Source organism: Coprothermobacter platensis DSM 11748, from assembly GCF_000378005.1.
In the GTDB taxonomy this organism is placed as follows: Bacteria; Coprothermobacterota; Coprothermobacteria; order Coprothermobacterales; family Coprothermobacteraceae; genus Coprothermobacter; species Coprothermobacter platensis.
This window is the reverse complement of sequence record NZ_KB899040.1, coordinates 701,975-719,760: the sequence shown is the minus strand read 5'-3', so window position 1 is coordinate 719,760 and position 17,786 is coordinate 701,975. Positions and strand designations below refer to the sequence as shown.

Annotated in this window: 21 protein-coding genes and 2 tRNA genes; all 23 read left to right on the top strand. The window is 43.0% G+C overall.

Annotation, left to right across the window (positions count from 1 at the left end; genetic code table 11):
- Positions 1–2: 2 nt before the first annotated feature.
- Entirely contained in the window at positions 3–392 is a 390-nt protein-coding gene (locus tag D890_RS0103975) for an NADH-quinone oxidoreductase subunit C (protein ID WP_018963228.1), read from the top strand.
- A gap of 12 nt (positions 393–404) precedes the next feature.
- A complete protein-coding gene (locus D890_RS0103970) occupies positions 405–1,487 on the top strand; it encodes a hydrogenase large subunit (RefSeq protein WP_018963227.1) in 1,083 nt (360 codons plus the stop codon).
- A gap of 19 nt (positions 1,488–1,506) precedes the next feature.
- The gene (locus D890_RS0103965) at positions 1,507–2,013 is read left to right on the top strand and encodes a Na+/H+ antiporter subunit E (protein ID WP_018963226.1); all 507 of its coding nucleotides are present in this window, start codon (positions 1,507–1,509) and stop codon (positions 2,011–2,013) included.
- Positions 2,010–2,264, top strand: coding sequence for an MrpF/PhaF family protein (locus D890_RS0103960; protein ID WP_018963225.1), 255 nt, complete (start codon positions 2,010–2,012; stop codon positions 2,262–2,264). The genes D890_RS0103965 and D890_RS0103960 overlap by 4 nt, the downstream gene beginning before the upstream one ends.
- A complete protein-coding gene (gene mnhG / locus D890_RS0103955; RefSeq protein ID WP_018963224.1) occupies positions 2,264–2,617 on the top strand; it encodes a monovalent cation/H(+) antiporter subunit G in 354 nt (117 codons plus the stop codon). Before D890_RS0103960 ends, mnhG begins: the two co-directional genes overlap by 1 nt.
- Entirely contained in the window at positions 2,607–2,858 is a 252-nt protein-coding gene (locus D890_RS0103950) for a Na(+)/H(+) antiporter subunit B (RefSeq protein ID WP_018963223.1), read from the top strand. The genes mnhG and D890_RS0103950 overlap by 11 nt, the downstream gene beginning before the upstream one ends.
- Entirely contained in the window at positions 2,855–3,241 is a 387-nt protein-coding gene (locus D890_RS0103945; protein ID WP_018963222.1) for a hypothetical protein, read from the top strand. The genes D890_RS0103950 and D890_RS0103945 overlap by 4 nt, the downstream gene beginning before the upstream one ends.
- On the top strand, positions 3,238–3,660 hold the full coding sequence (locus D890_RS0103940) for an MnhB domain-containing protein (protein WP_018963221.1): 423 nt from the start codon (positions 3,238–3,240) through the stop codon (positions 3,658–3,660). Before D890_RS0103945 ends, D890_RS0103940 begins: the two co-directional genes overlap by 4 nt.
- Positions 3,660–4,001, top strand: a complete 342-nt coding sequence (locus tag D890_RS0103935) for a sodium:proton antiporter (RefSeq protein WP_018963220.1) — start codon at positions 3,660–3,662, stop codon at positions 3,999–4,001. The genes D890_RS0103940 and D890_RS0103935 overlap by 1 nt, the downstream gene beginning before the upstream one ends.
- Positions 3,998–7,063 (top strand): proton-conducting transporter transmembrane domain-containing protein, encoded by a 3,066-nt coding sequence (locus tag D890_RS0103930; protein ID WP_018963219.1) that lies wholly within the window; start codon positions 3,998–4,000, stop codon positions 7,061–7,063. Before D890_RS0103935 ends, D890_RS0103930 begins: the two co-directional genes overlap by 4 nt.
- Positions 7,063–8,013, top strand: coding sequence for a respiratory chain complex I subunit 1 family protein (locus D890_RS0103925; RefSeq protein WP_018963218.1), 951 nt, complete (start codon positions 7,063–7,065; stop codon positions 8,011–8,013). The genes D890_RS0103930 and D890_RS0103925 overlap by 1 nt, the downstream gene beginning before the upstream one ends.
- Before the next feature lie 13 nt (positions 8,014–8,026).
- Complete coding sequence (locus D890_RS0103920; protein WP_018963217.1) at positions 8,027–8,500, top strand: NADH-quinone oxidoreductase subunit B family protein; 474 nt, start codon at positions 8,027–8,029, stop codon at positions 8,498–8,500.
- A complete protein-coding gene (locus tag D890_RS0103915) occupies positions 8,501–9,052 on the top strand; it encodes a 4Fe-4S binding protein (RefSeq protein WP_018963216.1) in 552 nt (183 codons plus the stop codon).
- A gap of 243 nt (positions 9,053–9,295) precedes the next feature.
- Positions 9,296–9,372, top strand: a tRNA-Met gene (locus tag D890_RS0103905).
- Between the two features lie 11 nt (positions 9,373–9,383).
- Positions 9,384–9,458: transfer RNA gene (locus D890_RS0103900), tRNA-Met, on the top strand.
- 23 nt (positions 9,459–9,481) lie between these two features.
- Complete coding sequence (tilS, locus tag D890_RS07850; RefSeq protein ID WP_083916932.1) at positions 9,482–10,426, top strand: tRNA lysidine(34) synthetase TilS; 945 nt, start codon at positions 9,482–9,484, stop codon at positions 10,424–10,426.
- 3 nt (positions 10,427–10,429) lie between these two features.
- Positions 10,430–10,987, top strand: a complete 558-nt coding sequence (gene hpt, locus D890_RS0103890; protein ID WP_018963214.1) for a hypoxanthine phosphoribosyltransferase — start codon at positions 10,430–10,432, stop codon at positions 10,985–10,987.
- A 62-nt stretch (positions 10,988–11,049) separates the two neighbouring features.
- Complete coding sequence (ftsH, locus tag D890_RS0103885) at positions 11,050–12,867, top strand: ATP-dependent zinc metalloprotease FtsH (protein ID WP_018963213.1); 1,818 nt, start codon at positions 11,050–11,052, stop codon at positions 12,865–12,867.
- Between the two features lie 4 nt (positions 12,868–12,871).
- Complete coding sequence (locus tag D890_RS0103880; protein WP_018963212.1) at positions 12,872–14,530, top strand: acyl-CoA mutase large subunit family protein; 1,659 nt, start codon at positions 12,872–12,874, stop codon at positions 14,528–14,530.
- A 14-nt stretch (positions 14,531–14,544) separates the two neighbouring features.
- Positions 14,545–14,937 (top strand): cobalamin B12-binding domain-containing protein, encoded by a 393-nt coding sequence (locus D890_RS0103875; RefSeq protein ID WP_018963211.1) that lies wholly within the window; start codon positions 14,545–14,547, stop codon positions 14,935–14,937.
- On the top strand, positions 14,916–15,830 hold the full coding sequence (locus D890_RS0103870; RefSeq protein WP_018963210.1) for an ArgK/MeaB family GTPase: 915 nt from the start codon (positions 14,916–14,918) through the stop codon (positions 15,828–15,830). Before D890_RS0103875 ends, D890_RS0103870 begins: the two co-directional genes overlap by 22 nt.
- Positions 15,820–16,224 carry a VOC family protein gene (locus D890_RS0103865; protein WP_018963209.1) on the top strand — a complete coding sequence of 135 codons (405 nt, stop codon included), beginning with the start codon at positions 15,820–15,822 and terminating at the stop codon, positions 16,222–16,224. The genes D890_RS0103870 and D890_RS0103865 overlap by 11 nt, the downstream gene beginning before the upstream one ends.
- Positions 16,225–16,230: 6 nt before the next feature.
- Complete coding sequence (locus tag D890_RS0103860) at positions 16,231–17,775, top strand: acyl-CoA carboxylase subunit beta (protein ID WP_018963208.1); 1,545 nt, start codon at positions 16,231–16,233, stop codon at positions 17,773–17,775.
- The last annotated feature ends 11 nt before the right edge of the window (positions 17,776–17,786 follow it).

The following is a 17,786-nucleotide window of genomic DNA, read 5'->3' as shown; positions in this document are numbered from 1 at the left end:
TTTTGTTGCCGGGAATTAGTCAGACAAAACTTGAACATTATGGCATAAAAGGTGAAGGAGAAAGAGAAATAGTAGACATAGATATACCATCTCTTATGCAGTTCGTTTTAGATTTTAGAGATGATATGCGCTTTATTACAATTACTGCATATCCGCAAGACGAGAATCTCTATATGCAGTACCACTTCACCTTAGGAGATTGGGTTGTTTCATTGAGATTGAAAGTTCCTGAAGACAAAACTGTTCCATCTATAACTCCGTTGTTGCCGGCTGCTGATTGGGCAGAACGTGAAATTATGGACCTTTTCGATATCACATTTTCCAATCATCCAAGACCTAAACGTTTAATCATTCCTGATGATGCTAAACGCGGCATTTATTTGGAGACATAGGAGGCTATCGTAATGGGATATAAATTTCCTTTGGGACCATACCATCCTGCTTTTGAAGAAGGCGAATACATAGAACTTGAGCTCGAAGGCGAAATGGTTGCTGACGCTGAAATAAAAATAGGTTTCATCCACAGGGCTGTTGAGAAAAGCGCTACGAAAAGGACCTTCATAAAAGATCTGGGATTAGTCGAAAGAACCTGCGGTATTTGTTCCTTCCACCATAGTTGGGCATACTGCTTAGCTGTGGAGAAAGCAGCGGGGCTGGAAATTCCCGAACGTGCTGAATATATCAGGGTTCTTACGGCTGAGTTGGAGCGTATACACAGCCACTTAATGTACTTAGGAGCAATGGCTCACAAAATGGGGTTTGATACATTATTCATGTTTACATGGTCTGGCAGGGAAGCGGTCATGGACATGCTTGAGCTGCTATCAGGTAACCGTGTTAACTACGCCATGAACACTATAGGCGGAGTCAGGCGGGATATCGATGAAAACATTGCTGATCAAATACGGGCTGCCATGAATACGTTGGAAGATCTGACTTTGAAACTTAAAGATACATGGACAAAAGACGCAAGCACATTGGCTAGAACAAAGAATGTTGGTGTTGTCACCCAGAAGGAAGCACACCTACTTGGTGTTGTAGGGCCTACAGCAAGGGGTTGTGGCATAAGAGAAGACTTGCGTAAAACAGCTACTTACTCGGTTTATTCATCTTTGAACTTTGAGTTAATAGTTCTGGACGATGGGGATGTCTGGTCTCGGACATTTGTTAGGGTATTGGAAGCACTTGAATCCATAAAGATCATTAGACAAGTACTGGATAAAATACCTCAAGGGCCTATCAAAAATCCAAAAACCGTGTTGAAAATTCAGCCCAATGACACCATTGGTAGAGTAGAAGCGCCAAGAGGGGAACTCATGTATCATCTAATAACCGACGGTACAGACAGACCTGCTCGCTTGAAAATTCGCACGCCTACTTTGATCAATCTGCCAGCTTCAGAACATATGCTAAGAGGAGCGAATTTAGCGGATGCTCCTATCATCGTTGGGCACATAGATCCGTGTATGAGCTGTATGGATCGATAGATATGGGTGGTGATAGGTTATGAAAAAAACTGAGACGTTTTTTGGTGTATGGATCCTGAGTATGATTTTCTGGATGTTGTTCACATGGTCTGTGGACATCCAAGAAATTATCTTTGGGATCATTTTGACCTTTGTAGTTACACTTTTTACCTATGACCTCTGGTTAGATACTAAACTATTAAATGTTTTGAATCCCTTGAACTGGCCTACACTATTTGTTTACTTTTTGGTACTATTACGCGAAATTGTAAAAGCGAACGTAGACCTTGCTTTAAGGACCCTTAATCCTAAGCTTCCTATTTATCCAGGAATTGTAGAGATCGATGCGGATTTTCCTTCCGATGAGGCCTATACCTTAATTGCCAATTCAATAACGTTAACGCCGGGCACTATTACTATGGAAATAGACGAAAAGAACAAGAAAATGTACATTCACTGGATACATGTGGAAACGGAAGATCCAAAAGAGGGAGCGGAGGCAATTTATGGCTTCGCTGAACCTTTTGCGAGGAGGTTGTTCTCATGAGCCCTGAGATTATTGTTATGTTTATTCTCCTATGTTTCGCAGTGGCGTTGTTGTATCGGGTTATCGTGGGGCCCGAAGATATGGATCGCATAGTTGCCATATCCACCATATCCCCCATAACGGCCATCATATTAGCACTCTGGGGATTAGAAATGCATCGAGGTATTTACCTGGATATTGCTCTTGTCATAGCATTATTAGACTTTATTATGGTTGTTGCCTATTCTCGTTATATTAGAGGTGAGCTCTGATGGATTATGTTGCTTATGTTTTATACGGGATAGGTATTTTCTTTAATTTTGCAGGCGTTGTAGGAATCTTTAGAATGCCGGATCCTTACTGTAAATTGCAGACATCGACAAAAAATGTTACATTAGGCTGTATAAGTATAATGTGTGGTTTGTTTATAAGAGAGATAAACCTGGGTTTGATTGCATCTTTTGGAGTAAAACCTCTATTGTTAGCGCTCTTTATGCTTATTACGAACCCCACTGCTTCGCATGTACTCGCTCAAGCTTGCTATTATGCCGGTGTGCCTATGTGGAGTAAATCTGTTACTGATCACTTAAAAGGGAAAAAGGAGGCCGGTTCTGATGAGCGGTAGCATATTGTGGCTTCATGTAATTAACTTGATAGGTGCGCTGATAACGGCTTGGTATACTGTTTTGGAAAAAGACCTCGTAAGGGCTGTTATCGGGCAAGCTGTGATGGGTTCGTTCGTTGCACTGGAATTTCTCTTGTTAAATGCGCCTGACGTAGCAATTGCGGAAGCTGCGGTGGGTGTGGTTGTAGTGCCCATAATATTCTTTGTCATCTTACAGCGGACAAAGGAGGTGAAAGAATGAGCTTTCGGCAGTTTCTTTCACTGGTTATCGTCGGTTTTTTGTTTTTTGGTATATTTTCAGCGGTGAAGGGCCACGATGAACTGTTCACGACGCCCTTGGCGGATTATAAGGAAACATCTCCTAATAAAACAAAAGATCCACTTTTGTCTATGGGAAATATCGGCAAGAGCATAACGGAATCTGAAATCTTGCAGCAAACTGGCCAAAAACCGTCTTGCAACTTCGCGGGAGGAGAGTGCGGTGTAAACGCTGCTAACGTAGTAACTTCCATAGTGTTTGGTTACAGGGGCTATGATACGTTAGGAGAAGCAACTATTCTTTTTGTTGCAATTAGCGGGCTTGTTTACATGATAAAGTCTCTAAAAGAAGGTGACCAGAAATGACTATGGTGCCTAAGACCATCGTTCGTTTTATTTCTCCCATTGCTATGACATTTGGTGCTTATGTTGTTTTGCATGGGCACCTCAGTCCGGGAGGAGGTTTCCAAGGTGGGGTTATCGTCGCGAGCATAGCAGCGTTATTTTTCTTGGTTTTCGGAGCTGATGCTACTATAAAACGCTTCAACGTTGAACAATACACACTTATAGAAGCTTTGGGTGGAATAGGCTTTGCTGGTTTAGCTGTTTTAGGTCTTTGGAAAACAGGTTTCTTTATGGGCGATTTCCTTGGTGTTGGTACCACTGGAAAAATCTTAAGTGCGGGTGTTGTGGCTGTAATGAATTTCTTTGTAGGCGTGAAAGTTTTTGGCGGCATAGTGGAAGTAATCACTTCGATGGCTGAAACAAAAGAGGGTGATTTTTGATGATCGCTTTTCTACTCATGGCTGGGGTATTCTTAGCAGGCCTTTACGGCGTCTTAGCTAAGAAAAATCTCATAAAAATCATTATTAGTCTTTCTGTAGCGACTTCTGGGCTTAATCTTATGATTGTATCTTTAGCTTACTGGGGCATCGATGCTACAGCACCTATCTTTCTTGACATAAAACCGACGCTGGCAGTAGCTGATCCAGTACCACAAGCGCTTACACTCACTTCTATCGTTATTGACGTGGCAGTTACTGCTATGGCACTGAGTATCGCTCTGTGGATCCACAAGTATTATGGGACCTTTGACATGAATAAAATAAGGAGGCTTAAGGGATGACTTGGCAAGCTTATCAACCTGCAGCGCTCTTGATAGGTATACCTTTGCTCACGGCATTTCTCATGCCGTTTATAAACATTTTGTTCAAACAAAAGAAGTGGGTACCTTCCATAACAGCCATCCTTCTTTCCTTGTTTGAACTTGGTTTTGGTTTCTTTGTTGTAATGCCGAAAGCAATGCAAAAGCCCATATTCGTATTTATGTCTGGTTTCAAACCACCGCTTGGTATTGCTCTTTGGATAGACAACTTTGGTATAGGTCTTACTCTTCTGTTGTGGTTCATAACTTTGGCGAGTTTAATATATAACTTTTCATATCTCCACGTCCATGACGAGCTGCGTTTTGTAGTTCTCACAATACTTATGGCTACAGGTGCTACTGGCGTTTCACTGACGAACGATTTGTTCAACATGTATGTGTTTTTAGAAATAGCAAGTATCAGCGCATATGCACTTGTTAATGCGTATCGAACGCCAGAAACTTCCGAAGCAAGCATAAAATATCTCATTCTAGGATCGTTAGCAACATCATTTGTTTTGTTCGCGTTGATATTGCTCTATCAGGGTACACGATCGCTCAACATGTGGGACATTTCTCAGAAAATCGGAACCATGCCTACAGGTACTCTTCTTTTATCGATCGCTTCTTTGTTTGTTGGATTTGGCGTGGAAGGAGCAATTTGGCCGCTTAACGCCTGGCTTCCTGATGCCCACCCAGCGGCACCGGCTTCTATTTCTGCTTTATTGTCAGGTGCAGTCATTAAAATAGGCGTTCTTGCTATGGTCCGTTTCACATTTATTGTTTTTCACTCCTTTTTGGTACAAATTCCGAGTTTTATTTCGTTTATGTTAGTAATTGCAGCTCTAACCGTGCTCGTAGGAGAAATATCTGCTTATAGGCAAAAAGATGCAAAGCGTATGCTCGCCTTTTCTTCTACTGCTCAAGTGGGCTACATGGTTTTAGGCATATTTTCCGGCAATATCGTTGGGTTCGTGGGTGGCATATTGCACCTTTTCGGGCATGGCATCAGTAAGGCTCTGGCATTCCTGTTAAGCGGCGATATTTCCCAGCAAGTTCCTGACAGAGACTTAGATAAGGCAGGTGGAACGCTTAGCGGCTTTGTCACCAGCTACGCTAATTTGGGTTCTATCCTTGGCCTGTCCAGTATGCCTCCATTCATAACATTCTTTTCAAAGCTTTTCATCCTTATTGGCTTAATCGAAGCAAACTCTTATTGGGCCGCTGCCGTCCTAGCTATAGGAAGTATTATTGAAGCTTGTTATTATGGTTCTTATTTGGCAACAACAAGTGGGCATGCTCCACGGTGGGAACAATTAAGCTGGAGAATGGTCGGTTACCTATTGCTTGGTGTGGGCTTGATTACGGTGTCTTTTGCCACACCTTTTATTTCAAATTTTGTACAAGGTCTAGTAAAATTCACGGCAGATCAAGGCGTAGATCTGCAATATTTCGGTTTCAACATCTCTGCATGGTTAGTTAACAATGGGTGGATGTGGCTTTGTATTCTCGCTTTGTTCTTGCTATCCAACATTAGTGTGCATGCGCTTGGTTATGCCGGGCTTCTTGTAGCCATCGGTGTGGCTGTATTCCCTCGAAATGTTGCTACAATGCTCGGACTTTCATACGGTAGTACAACATCTACGATTTTTCTTGGTTTAATTGCTGTGAGCGCTGTTGTTCTTTGCATGATTTGTCTTTCTGATAATGTTTGGGGCAGGAATAAAGTTTTTCAAATGGAGGCTGTAGCCTTGGCTTTTGTAAGTGTGCTTTGGCTTGTTGCCTCGCAAACATTGCTCAATACACTGATCGCCTGGGAGATACTGAGTTGGAGCGGCCTAATGATGGTTGTAGGTGAGGGTAAAAAGGACATTGCTTCTTCATATTATGGTTGGGCTATGTGTTCTGGTATAGCTTTCATGTTTGCCGTAGCTGGCCAGTATTTGGGACAAGATTGGTGGTTGCTTGCGTTAACGATTGGCGTTCTCATAAAACTCGGTTTATTTGGCTTTCATGGATGGATGATTAAGGTCTATTCTGAGGGCTCTCCCGTAGTAGGTGCTGTTTTTAGTGGAATCTTGTCACTGGGAGCCATAATCGTTTCTTATAAATTCGGTGTGGAAACTTCATTGCTCATGCCTGTGCTTGTTTTAGCTGGGTTTCAAATCTTGTATGGAGGTTTAATCGCTCTTGGCAAAGAGAATTTGCGAGAAGTACTCGCTTATTCTTCCTTGTCCAATATGGGTTTTCTTATCATTGCTATGTTTCTCGCATCAAAAGGTTTGCAAAGTGGAACAAGCAACATGCTGGTCACTTATGCTCCATTTCTATTCGCAATTGCCTATGCGCTTTTTGAAGCGATTCTATTCTTAGCAAGTGCGCATCAGCGAAGCAATAAAGGACGCATACTTACATTTGCAACAGTCATTGCTTCGTTGGCATCCGCTGCTATGCCGTTGACGGGAGGGTTCTTAGCAAAATGGAGCGTGTATATGAGCTCCATTTACGCGTTTTCTCCTTTATTGACGGCAGTCCTCATGGTTGGAACGATACTGAGTATAGCTTATAGTGCCCGTTGGCTCATGCTTTGGTTTGGAACCACTACTACCGCTAAAAATGGTGCGGAGAATGCATCTCTTCTCATAGGCGCTCTTGCAGTTATAGGAGTAAGTTTCATACCAGTTGGAACGTCATGGACTGGCGCATTTTTCTGGATTGTCTTTATGACGCTCATCATATCAGTTATATGCCTTCTTCCCTTGTTTGGGAAATCTCGTCGTGAAGGAGAAGTATACACGGGAAGTGCCATTTTCAAACCAGAAAAAGCGACCATGGGTTTCGAAGATCTGTTCTACCCTTATGGATTTTGGATATCTAAGGCTTCCGTACATGCTATAGAAATTGGGTATTCATATCTCACAGGCTTCTTTGATTTCTTTGCTGATGTAGTGCGCTCCAGCTATACGGGAGTTATAAACGATTATGCTACGTACATCGTTCTATTCTTTATTGTTGCGTTCATTGTTGGCAGGGGGTGGATGTAATGATTATAGGTGTATGGGTACTCTGGCTTATAGCTCTGTTTATTTGGTCGCTGCTTATAGGCGGTATAGATAGAAAGATTGTTGCCCATTTACAGGGGCGATACGGGCCACCTTTTTGGCAGGACATTACAGATTTTTTGAAGTTATTTAGAAAACGTGGGAAGACAGCTACAAGAAGCAGCTCCATAGTATCAGATGTTGCATTAATAGTAGGCATCATAGCAGTTGTAGTAGGCTTAAGTATTCTGCCCATGCCTACTGTTGGTGGCTATACACAGTTGTTATCTACCAGTGGCGACCTGATTATATTGGCTTATGTGTTTGCCCTGCTTGCCATTGTTTATGTGCTTATAGGTTTCGGTGGTAAATCGCCCTATACCATGGTTGGTGCTTCAAGGGAGGTTTCTATGCTTCTGAGTTATGAAATTCCCTTCATTCTAGTTATTGTCGCTATGGGGTATAGAGCCATCCTTTTAACAGGTTTGCCTGTTAGCACCATTTTTTCCATAGCAGGTTTTTTAGTGCTGAAACAAAAGATGGCCTTGCTGCTACTCGACCCCATTTTTCTCGGTAGTTTCCTCGTGTTATTGATACTTGGACCAGCTATTGTGGGTGCGGTTCCTTTCGATATACCAGAGGCGGAGACTGAAATAGTGGATGGTTATGGTGCTGAAATGCATGGACCGAGATTGGGAGTGCTGTTCGGGATAAAGCATATGAAATTGCTTCTATATGCATATTTTCTTTGGACAATTTTCTTGAGCCCTGTGACAAGCAATATATGGCTGAATATTATTATGACGCTTCTCGGAACTTTACTTATGGTGCTGGTGATTTACACTGTTCCTCGTGCTGTCAGCGGACGATTCCGAGTGGAGCAAGGTGCCAAATTCTACTTGCTTGGTCCAGGCTTGGCTTCTATCGTTCTGCTCTTACTATCTTTGATTTAGGAGGGGAAAAGAGATGGACATATTAAAGCCTGAAAAATCGCTTTGGATTTATCATTTGAACACAGGAAGTTGCAATGGATGTGACATAGAAATACTGGCTGCGTTAACACCGAAATACGACGCGGAGCGGTTTGGTGTGAAGTTGGTTGGTAGCCCAAGACATGCTGATATAGTCGTAGCTACAGGGCCCGTAACTGCCGTTGCAAAGGAAAGTGTCCTCCGTGTTATCGACCAAGTTCCGGATCCAAAGGCAATTGTCGTTGTAGGCGTTTGTGGCATAACGGGTGGGGTTTTCAGAGGCGGTTACAGCGTTGCAGGGCCACTGGATACATTAGTCCCTGTGGACGTCTACGTTTTCGGTTGTCCTCCTAAACCGGAGGGGATAATGGTTGGTATTTTAAAGGCAGCTGAGGTGCTGGAACTCAAGCGTAAAGGTAACTATCATAAGGAAGTCGTTAAAATTTCTGAACATGGGGAGACGATATAGATGCCGTTCGGTGAGATTTTTGGAAAACTTGTTGATACGTTGATCGGCGGGCCCGTGGTGAAGCCTTTTCCGAAAGAACCTGTTAAGGTACCACCTAAGTGGAGAGGCAAGCCTCAATATGATTCCGAAGATTGCACCGGTTGCCGCCAATGTGAGCGTGTTTGTCCGCCCAGTGCTATAACGATTGATGATAAGAAAGGCGACTTTTTCCATTATGAAATCGATTACGGTGTATGCATATATTGCTGGTACTGTATAGATGCTTGCCCTACGACAGCATTAAGTGGTGATGATAAAAGTGGATTATATGTAGATACAGATAGGACTAAGGAGAAGCTTAATGATGGTGTTCCCTATGTAGAGTGTCCCGTATGCGGTAGTAAGATTCTTCGCCCGGCTCGAACCTTGGTTGTTCGACAATTCAAGAAATACACGCCAGAAACGTTGGTTAGAGCTTCGGTTTGTCCCAAGTGCAGACGCGAGAAAACGCCTGAAGAAATAGAAGCAGGCATAGAGAAATATATTGAAGAACATGCCGTGCCGCGAGATTAAGTTTAGGTATGAAAAAGAAGAACTGCCGGAAGGTTCTATAACCAGTAATCTAGATTTCGACGTTATGGTCCTTCATCAAAGCTGTTCATTTAAGGTTCTAAATGCTTTCTTCAGGCATGGTGGAAAATGCCTTGTGGTTGTTGAGAAAAATGGTATAGAGTACTTTTTTCGACGTAAATGGCTTTACGTACCTTTTTACGCTTGACAATGGTTGTACTGCACTGATATAATTTTTTATGAGGTCGCGGGGTGGAGCAGCCAGGTAGCTCGCCGGGCTCATAACCCGGAGGTCGCAGGTCCAAATCCTGCCCCCGCAACCACTTTTTTTTATGGCGGCGTAGCTCAGAGGCAGAGCAGGCGGCTCATACCCGCCGTGTCCGGGGTTCGACTCCCTGCGCCGCCACCAATCACGTTATAATAATCCTTGTTATGTTAGAACGTATTTTCATAAGCTCACTTAGGAAGAATCCACACATTGCAGGTAACAAAGGTCTGATAGTGGCAGTGTCTGGTGGGAAGGATTCCATGGTGCTGCTTGACCTCGTAGGAAAATTCAGACATCACCTTCCCCAAAACATTACGGTTGCTACTTTAAACCATGGTATAAGGAAGGATAGTGTAGAAGATGTGGGCCTTGTAATTCAATACGCCCAACAAATGCGTTTTCCAGTTATAGTGGGCTGTTTGGAGCATAAAGATTTTTCCGATGAGAACACTTTACGGCTGCAAAGGCAAGCCTTCCTCCTAAAAACCATGGATGATGTCGGTGCTGACCGCATATGGACAGCTCATCACGCTGATGATGCTATCGAAACAATGCTTCAGCGCTTAGGACGAGGTAGCGGACTCATGGGGGTTGTTGGGTTGTCACTGCTGGACGAACCATGGGGCAGACCTTTGCTCTATGCTTTCAGCGAAGAGATAGCTGCTTACAGGGAAAAATACCACATACCATACAGAAATGACTCCACAAACTTTTCAGACGACTACGAACGAAATAAAATCCGCTTACGGCTAATCCCCTTCTGGTCGGGACTGGTAAATCACGATGTTAGGAAAACCCTTCACTCCAGTCTGTCGTCAATGGAAGTTTACGAGGAGTTCGTTGAAGAACAATGCTTGGTCATACTTGGTCAATTAGCGTTAGAACATGCGCCTAAAATGCTAAAATTGAGACGTAGAGCTTTCTTGCGTTTATCGAGCAGTTCAAAGCTTGTAATACTGCACTTCGCCATTCAGTCGTTAGGCGGTAAGATTACAGGGCGTGGACAATTGCAAGATGCTGCTAACTGCATAAAGAAAAAAGTAAATAGAGATTTTGGAAGTTTTCACTTGGGCGTAAACGATGATTTCTTTACTTTGGAGGTGCGCTGAATTATGGAGGAGTTAGGAATCTCAGAATCGGTCGAGAAAGTTCTTATTAGTCAAGATGATTTGCAGAGAAGAATTAGAGAGCTTGGTCAGGAAATATCCTACGATTATGCAGGAAAAACACCACTTTTTGTTGGCATTCTCAAAGGTGCATTCATTTTTCTTTCTGACCTTATAAGAAATATAAGCATACCGTGCCATCTTGATTTCATGCAAGTCTCAAGTTATGGCGGAGGTACTGACTCTTCTGGCATAGTGAAAATATTAAAGGATCTCGATATTTCTGTAGAGGGAAGGAACGTCATTATTGTGGAAGACATCGTTGATACAGGTATTACGATGAAGCACCTCCTTGAATTACTCTCCGCTCGGAAGCCAGCCAGTTTATCTGTTTGTACGCTCTTGGATAAAAAGGAACGTAGAGAAGTTGACGTTGATCTCGATTACGTGGGATTCGAGATCCCCAATGCCTTTGTTGTTGGGTACGGGTTGGATTATGCCGAGTATTATCGGAATCTTCCTTTCATAGGTGTATTGCGTCCAAGCGTTTATGAAACTCGTTAAATGGGTATATTCGTTAGGTTGTTGAATGATAAAATTGGGTTAAAGGAGTTGAATTGTCGAGAATGAAGAATAACAGAAGACCTGACTTAGGGTTCCTCATGTTCATAATTTTGGTTTTCCTGGTCCTTGCATTGATAAGTCCATTTTTCCTGGGTGGAACATTGACCTCTTCAAACACTCCTGTTGCTGTTAGTACCAGCGAGATCGTGCAAATGGTGAAAAATGGCGAAATAAAGTCTATGGTAGTTGTTTCTAACACCAGTGTGAAAGCAACAGGGACGGATGGAAAAGTATATACGGCTGACTTGGACATTATATCTGAGCAAATGCTATTAGATGCAGCAAAAGATAGTCCCACTAATGTCGCTTACAGTGTTCAACAAGAGAAGACGAGCATATGGATAACCATACTGGGAAATTGGATTCCACTACTGTTCAGTATCTTTCTTTTGGTTTTCTTGTTTAGACAGAGTTCTGCCGGGAGTAACCAAGTTTTCTCGTTTACCCGCTCCAAAGCGCGGCTTTATGTGGAAGATAAACCTACAATAACTTTTAAGGATGTTGCTGGTGCTGAAGAAGCGAAGAAAGATTTGCTGGAAATTGTTGATTTTCTTAAGAATCCTAAAAAATATCAGGTTATTGGAGCCAAGATACCTAAAGGAGTTTTGTTAGTTGGCCCTCCTGGTGTAGGAAAAACCTTGATGGCTAAAGCTGTTGCGGGAGAAGCTGGTGTCCCATTTTTCTCTGTAAGTGGATCGGAATTTGTAGAGATGTTTGTAGGTGTTGGTGCGGCACGTGTTCGTGATCTCTTTGAACAGGCACGAAAATATGCTCCGTGTATAGTTTTCATCGACGAAATAGATGCAGTGGGTCGTGAAAGAGGCGCTGGTATCGGTGGAGGGCATGACGAACGAGAACAAACGTTGAACCAGCTGCTCGTTGAGATGGATGGCTTCGATCCATATGCAGGCATTATCGTACTGGCTGCGACGAATAGGCCTGATATATTAGATCCTGCATTGCTCAGACCTGGTCGTTTTGACCGAAAAGTTATTTTGGATATGCCTGATGTAAATGGTAGAAAGCAGATATTGCTCATCCATATGAGAGGAAAGCCTATAGCACCAGAAGTAGATGCGGAACGTTTGGCGCAACTTACTCCTGGTTTTAGCGGCGCAGATCTGGCTAATCTGGTTAATGAAGCTGCGCTCTTGGCGGCTCGAAAAAACAAGAACATCATAACCATGGATGAGTTCGAAGAAGCTGTGGAAAAGGTTATGCTTGGTCCTCAGCGTGGGCGTGTGCTCAGTGCGGAAGAGAAAAAAATCACTGCTTACCACGAAATAGGTCATGCTGTTTGCACAGCCATATTAGATAACCCGAAGGAAATACATAAAATCTCCATTGTGCCAAGGGGCATGGCTGTTGGTTACGTTTTCGGTGGTAGTGGAGAAGAAAAAGTTATGTATACTCGTGATGAACTTATTAAGAAAATTGCAGTATTGCTTGGCGGAAGAGCATCGGAAGAAGTTTTTCTACATACGCAGACTACAGGTGCCGAAAACGATATCCAGCGTGCCACTGACATTGCGAGACGCATGGTTGTTGAGTGGGGTATGACCGATTTGGGTCCTGTAACACTTGAAGAGCGTCAAGATATGGTGTTTCTCGGAAGAGAAATAACCAAGAGCAAAAACTACAGTGAGGCCACTGCACAACTCATTGATCAGAAGACAAAAGATATTTTAGAAGAGGCCTATGAAATGGCAAAAGAAACATTATCAGAACGGATGGAGAGAATACATACATTGGCGCAAAGACTCATGGAAGTGGAAACAATGTCTTCCGATGAGTTCTTGAGTTTAATATCTGAGGGGTGAAGATATGGGAATTGAGGAAGGTAAAGGTAAGTGGTCCGAGCTTTACACAAAGCACATTCAAAAGCACGCTGAAAGACAGAAAGTCTTTGCGTTGGACAGCGGGCTTGTGCTTGACCCTGTTTATGATCCTACCAACACTAAAACAGATTATGAATCTGACTTGAGTTGGCCAGGAATGTACCCATTCACACGTGGTGTTCAACCTAACATGTACAGGGGCCGCTTTTGGACTATGCGCCAATATGCGGGCTTTGGTACAGCTAAGGAAACAAATGAGCGCTTTAAGTATTTGCTGGAGCAAGGCCAGACAGGACTTTCTGTGGCGTTCGACTTGCCAACACAGATAGGTTATGACTCTGACCATGAATTGTCTCTGGGAGAAGTTGGTAAAGTGGGTGTTGCCATAGACACAGTAGAAGACATGCACGCACTTTTCGATGGTATTGATCTTTCGAAGGTATCTACGAGCATGACCATAAATGCACCGGGGGCTGTTCTCCTTGCTATGTACATAGTAGTCGGTGAGGAGACTGGCTTGGACAGAAAAGTATTGTCTGGAACAATACAGAATGACATTCTAAAAGAATATGTAGCTCGTGGTACTTACATTTTCCCGCCCAAACCATCGCTCAGGCTAATCGCTGACACAATTGAGTTTTGCGCTAAAGAGATGCCGAAGTGGAATCCTATATCCATAAGTGGATACCATATACGTGAAGCTGGAGCAAATGCCATCGAAGAAATTGCGTTTACCTTCGCTAATGCAAAAGCTTACGTAGATGAAGTTTTGAAACGTAGTATTTCTGTAGACGATTTCGCTGGGCAACTTTCATTTTTCTTTGCTTCACAAAACAATCTACTTGAAGAAGTAGCAAAATTCAGAGCCGCCCGCCGGTTATGGGCAAAGATAATGAAAAATGAATATGGAGCTCAGAGCGATAAAGCGATGATGTTACGTTTCCATACACAAACGGCAGGTTCGACACTTACCGCTCAACAGCCGTTGAATAACATTATCAGAGTTACAATTCAAGCTTTGTCTGCTGTCCTTGGCGGAACACAATCACTTCATACAAATTCTTATGATGAAGCATTATCTCTTCCCACGGAAGAAGCGGTAAAAGTAGCCCTTAGAACGCAACAGATCATAGCTTATGAATCAGGAGTCGCAGACACTGTGGATCCCTTAGGCGGAAGTTATGTCATTGAGCATTTGACTGACGATTTAGAGAAAGAAATAGAGAAAGAACTGGATGCCATCAATAAAATGGGTGGAGCTGTAGCGGCTATTGAGTCTGGTTATATGCAAAAGCGCATAGCTGAAAGTGCCTACAAGTATTACAAAGGCGTAGCTGACGGTGAAAAGGTTATAGTAGGCGTCAATAAATTTCAGGAACCTCAAGAAGACCAGTCTTTTAGAGTTTTGAGGGTCGATCCAAAGATTAGGGAAGAACAGATTCAGGCAATCAAAAATGTGAAAGCCAAAAGAAATAATGACAAAGCTGAAAAATCGTTAGATTTACTCAATAAAGCTGCTAAAGATGAGAATGAAAACCTTATGCCTCTTATTATTGATGCAGTTAAAAACAGATGCACACTTGGCGAGATCATGGATACATTGCGAGATGTATTCGGAGAATATAGGCCGCCTGTAGTGTTTTAAGGGGGTGCAGGAATATGGGAAAAAAAGTGATCGTTGCGAAGCCTGGTCTAGATGGCCATGATAGACAAGCCAAAGTTATCGCCAGGGTGCTAAAAGACAATGGATATGATGTCGTTTACACAGGAATACGACAGACACCAAGTCAGATTGCGCAAACAGTGCTGCAAGAATCTGCTGATGTGGTGGTCCTTAACAATCTTAGTGGGGCACACCTTGAATTGTTTCCAGAAACAGTAAGAAAAATCAAAGAACTGGGTATCTCGCCACTTATGATAGGTACGGGTGTAATCCCTGCGGAAGATCAAGAGCAATTACTCAATAATGGTTTGGATGTTGTGTTTGGACCGGGTACGCCTCCCCAGAAAATTGTGGAAGCAATTAAAGAATGGGAAAATACAACGCACTAATAAATGGTGTAAAAAAGGGTTCACAAGCTGCCATTGCCCAATCCATATCTATTATTGAGAAAAACGACGACGATAGGTTAGAACTGATAAAAGCTCTTTACAGCGAAGAATCCTGTAACACACCACTCATTGGTCTAACAGGTTTCGGAGGTGCAGGGAAGAGCAGTTTGGTAGGAGCGTTAGCAGAAGTTCTCTTAAAGCAAGATAAAAAGGTTGGCATAATGGCTGTTGACCCTACATCTCCAAAATCTGGTGGTTCTTTGTTGGGTGACCGTATACGTCTGCAATATCTTTTCCCAAACAATAAGCTGTTCTTTAGGAGTTTCGCCAATAAGGGAGCCTTGGGCGGCCTTTCGCCCATTCTTATGGAATCTGTGAAAGTTTTGGAGGTTGCGGGATTCAATTACATCTTTTTAGAAACCGTTGGAATTGGGCAAAGTGAAGTGGATATCACACATTTCGCTGACGTAGTCGTATTGGTGATGTCACCCGGTCTTGGTGATGAAATCCAGTTTCTAAAGGGCGGAATAATGGAGATAGCTGATGTGCTGGTTATGAATAAGATGGATATGCCTAATGCAAACATAAGCTTGGCCGCATTGGAAGCTTATTCGCGCCTTCTTGACCAACCTCCAACTGTTGTTCCCGTTTCTGTCATAGCGAGGCAGAACATTGATTTGCTTTTAAAGACCATTGACGAGGTTTATGAGAATAAACGGTCTACGGGTTATGTTGAGAAGCTACGTATGGAGCGGAGTAATGCTCTTTATCAGGCATGGGTGATGCAGATGTTGAGACCCATAGTCGATCAACGTTATACAAGCGAAGAAATACCTTATGTAGCTGCAAAATCCATAGCCGACAGAATGAGGAGGTGTATCGATGACCGTTAGTAGAATAGAACACATTGGTATAGCTATGCCTACTGAGGAAGAAGCTTTGCAATTAGGGCATTTGCTTTTTCAAAGGGATCCGGACAAAGTGGAGGTTGTGGAATCTCAGAGGGTAAAAACGTATATCTACAAAGTGGGTGAAACAAAGATTGAGTTTTTAGTACCCACATCTGATGACAGTTCCATAACGAAATTTCTAATGGACAGAGGGCAAGGTCTTCATCATATTGCATTAGCAGTAGACGACCTACCTCGCACCATAGAAGATTTAAAGGGAAGGGGCATAAGGATGATTGATGAATTACCCCGAGAAGGCGTTGAAAACACAAAAATTGCCTTTGCTCACCCTAAAAGCACTGGGAAAGTCTTAGTTGAATTTGTGGAAGGGGCGTAACTTTCAATGGCATGGGAAGACATTCTCGAAGAGTATAGAAAAAGAAAAGAGACAATTTTGTTGGGTGGTGGAAAAGAAAAGCTGCAAAAAATCAAGGATAGTGGAAAGCTTACTGCTCGTGAACGTATAAACTATTTCCTTGATGAAAACAGCTTTGTAGAAATTGGGGCATTTGTTGAGCACAGAGCAACGGCGCTTGGTATGGAAAAGACCAAAGCCCCGTCAGATGGTGTAGTTACAGGTTTTGGTACAGTGGGTGGGCGTCTCGTTTTTGTGGCATCCCAGGATTTTTCAGTTCTTGGCGGATCAGTGGGAGAGATGCACGCTGCAAAGATTGCAAGAATACAGGATATGGCTCTTCAATACAAAGCTCCAGTTATAATCATGAACGATTCTGGCGGCGCTCGCATACAAGAAGGTGTAGATTCGCTAAAAGGTTATGGGGATATATTTTATAGAAATGTAAAATCATCAGGTGTTGTCCCTCAGATCTCAGTAGTTTTTGGTCCTTGTGCCGGAGGAGCCGTTTATTCTCCTGCACTTATGGATTTTGTTTTCATGACGAAGAATGCCTACATGTTTATAACTGGACCTAAAGTAGTGGAGACCGTAACGGGAGAAAAAGTAACGAATGAGCAGCTTGGTGGCCCTTTAGTGCATGCTGAGAAAGCAGGTAACATACATTTTGTCGCAGATAGCGACGAAGAAGCACTAGACTTGGTTAGAGAGCTATTGAGCTATTTACCAAATAGCGCTTTTGAAAAACCCTTGTACATGGACCCAAATGATGAACCTACAAGATTAGTTCCTGAACTGGAGGATATCATTCCTGCTGAACCGAATAAAGCATTTGACATAAGAAAAGTGATCAACGCCGTAATGGATGATGGCCGCTTTATGGAAGTTCAGTCTGACTTTGCAAAGAGTGTGGTTACAGGGTTCGGTCGGTTAGGCGGACACGTGGTGGGCATCGTTGCAAATCAATCTTCATTCATGGCTGGAGTTCTGGACATCGATTCTTCTGATAAGGCAGCCCGTTTTGTGCGAACTTGTAATGCATTTAATATCCCCATACTCACTTTTGTTGACACACCTGGTTATATGCCAGGTACTGGGCAAGAATACGGGGGAATCATCAGACATGGAGCGAAACTGCTCTATGCATATTCCGAAGCAGAGGTCCCCAAGATTACACTTATTGTGCGAAAAGCTTTTGGAGGGGCATATATCGCTATGGGATCAAAGCATTTGGGTGCTGACTTAGTGTTTGCATTGCCCAGTGCTCAGGTTGCTGTCATGGAGGCAGCAGGAGCTGCCAATATTGTTTTCAAGAAGGAAATAGAGTCTTCTCCAAATCCAGAAGAAGTTAGGGCTTCAAAAATAAGTGAATATAACAAAGAATTCATGAATCCATATGTTGCAGCTTCCAGGTTGTATGTAGATGATATTGTCGAGCCGCAATTTGTCCGTATTGCGCTTTTTAACGCCTTAGAACTGACATTGACGAAAAAGAACTCCGTGGGCGTTAAGCATGGCAATATACCTCTTTAGAGGCGAAAAAA

Excerpts from the sequence above, each read along its gene's own strand:
- mnhG (WP_018963224.1), top strand. The coding sequence starts at position 2,264 with ATGGATTATGTTGCTTATGTTTTATACGGGATAGGTATTTTCTTTAAT.
- D890_RS0103870 (WP_018963210.1), top strand. The coding sequence starts at position 14,916 with ATGGGAAAATACAACGCACTAATAAATGGTGTAAAAAAGGGTTCACAA.
- D890_RS0103970 (WP_018963227.1), top strand. The coding sequence starts at position 405 with ATGGGATATAAATTTCCTTTGGGACCATACCATCCTGCTTTTGAAGAA.
- D890_RS0103880 (WP_018963212.1), top strand. The coding sequence starts at position 12,872 with ATGGGAATTGAGGAAGGTAAAGGTAAGTGGTCCGAGCTTTACACAAAG.
- D890_RS0103935 (WP_018963220.1), top strand. The coding sequence starts at position 3,660 with ATGATCGCTTTTCTACTCATGGCTGGGGTATTCTTAGCAGGCCTTTAC.
- D890_RS0103965 (WP_018963226.1), top strand. The coding sequence starts at position 1,507 with ATGAAAAAAACTGAGACGTTTTTTGGTGTATGGATCCTGAGTATGATT.
- D890_RS0103915 (WP_018963216.1), top strand. The coding sequence starts at position 8,501 with ATGCCGTTCGGTGAGATTTTTGGAAAACTTGTTGATACGTTGATCGGC.
- D890_RS0103940 (WP_018963221.1), top strand. The coding sequence starts at position 3,238 with ATGACTATGGTGCCTAAGACCATCGTTCGTTTTATTTCTCCCATTGCT.
- D890_RS0103860 (WP_018963208.1), top strand. The coding sequence starts at position 16,231 with ATGGCATGGGAAGACATTCTCGAAGAGTATAGAAAAAGAAAAGAGACA.
- D890_RS0103875 (WP_018963211.1), top strand. The coding sequence starts at position 14,545 with ATGGGAAAAAAAGTGATCGTTGCGAAGCCTGGTCTAGATGGCCATGAT.
- D890_RS0103930 (WP_018963219.1), top strand. The coding sequence starts at position 3,998 with ATGACTTGGCAAGCTTATCAACCTGCAGCGCTCTTGATAGGTATACCT.
- ftsH (WP_018963213.1), top strand. The coding sequence starts at position 11,050 with ATGAAGAATAACAGAAGACCTGACTTAGGGTTCCTCATGTTCATAATT.
- hpt (WP_018963214.1), top strand. The coding sequence starts at position 10,430 with ATGGAGGAGTTAGGAATCTCAGAATCGGTCGAGAAAGTTCTTATTAGT.
- D890_RS0103920 (WP_018963217.1), top strand. The coding sequence starts at position 8,027 with ATGGACATATTAAAGCCTGAAAAATCGCTTTGGATTTATCATTTGAAC.
- D890_RS0103865 (WP_018963209.1), top strand. The coding sequence starts at position 15,820 with ATGACCGTTAGTAGAATAGAACACATTGGTATAGCTATGCCTACTGAG.
- D890_RS0103945 (WP_018963222.1), top strand. The coding sequence starts at position 2,855 with ATGAGCTTTCGGCAGTTTCTTTCACTGGTTATCGTCGGTTTTTTGTTT.
- tilS (WP_083916932.1), top strand. The coding sequence starts at position 9,482 with ATGTTAGAACGTATTTTCATAAGCTCACTTAGGAAGAATCCACACATT.
- D890_RS0103950 (WP_018963223.1), top strand. The coding sequence starts at position 2,607 with ATGAGCGGTAGCATATTGTGGCTTCATGTAATTAACTTGATAGGTGCG.
- D890_RS0103960 (WP_018963225.1), top strand. The coding sequence starts at position 2,010 with ATGAGCCCTGAGATTATTGTTATGTTTATTCTCCTATGTTTCGCAGTG.
- D890_RS0103925 (WP_018963218.1), top strand. The coding sequence starts at position 7,063 with ATGATTATAGGTGTATGGGTACTCTGGCTTATAGCTCTGTTTATTTGG.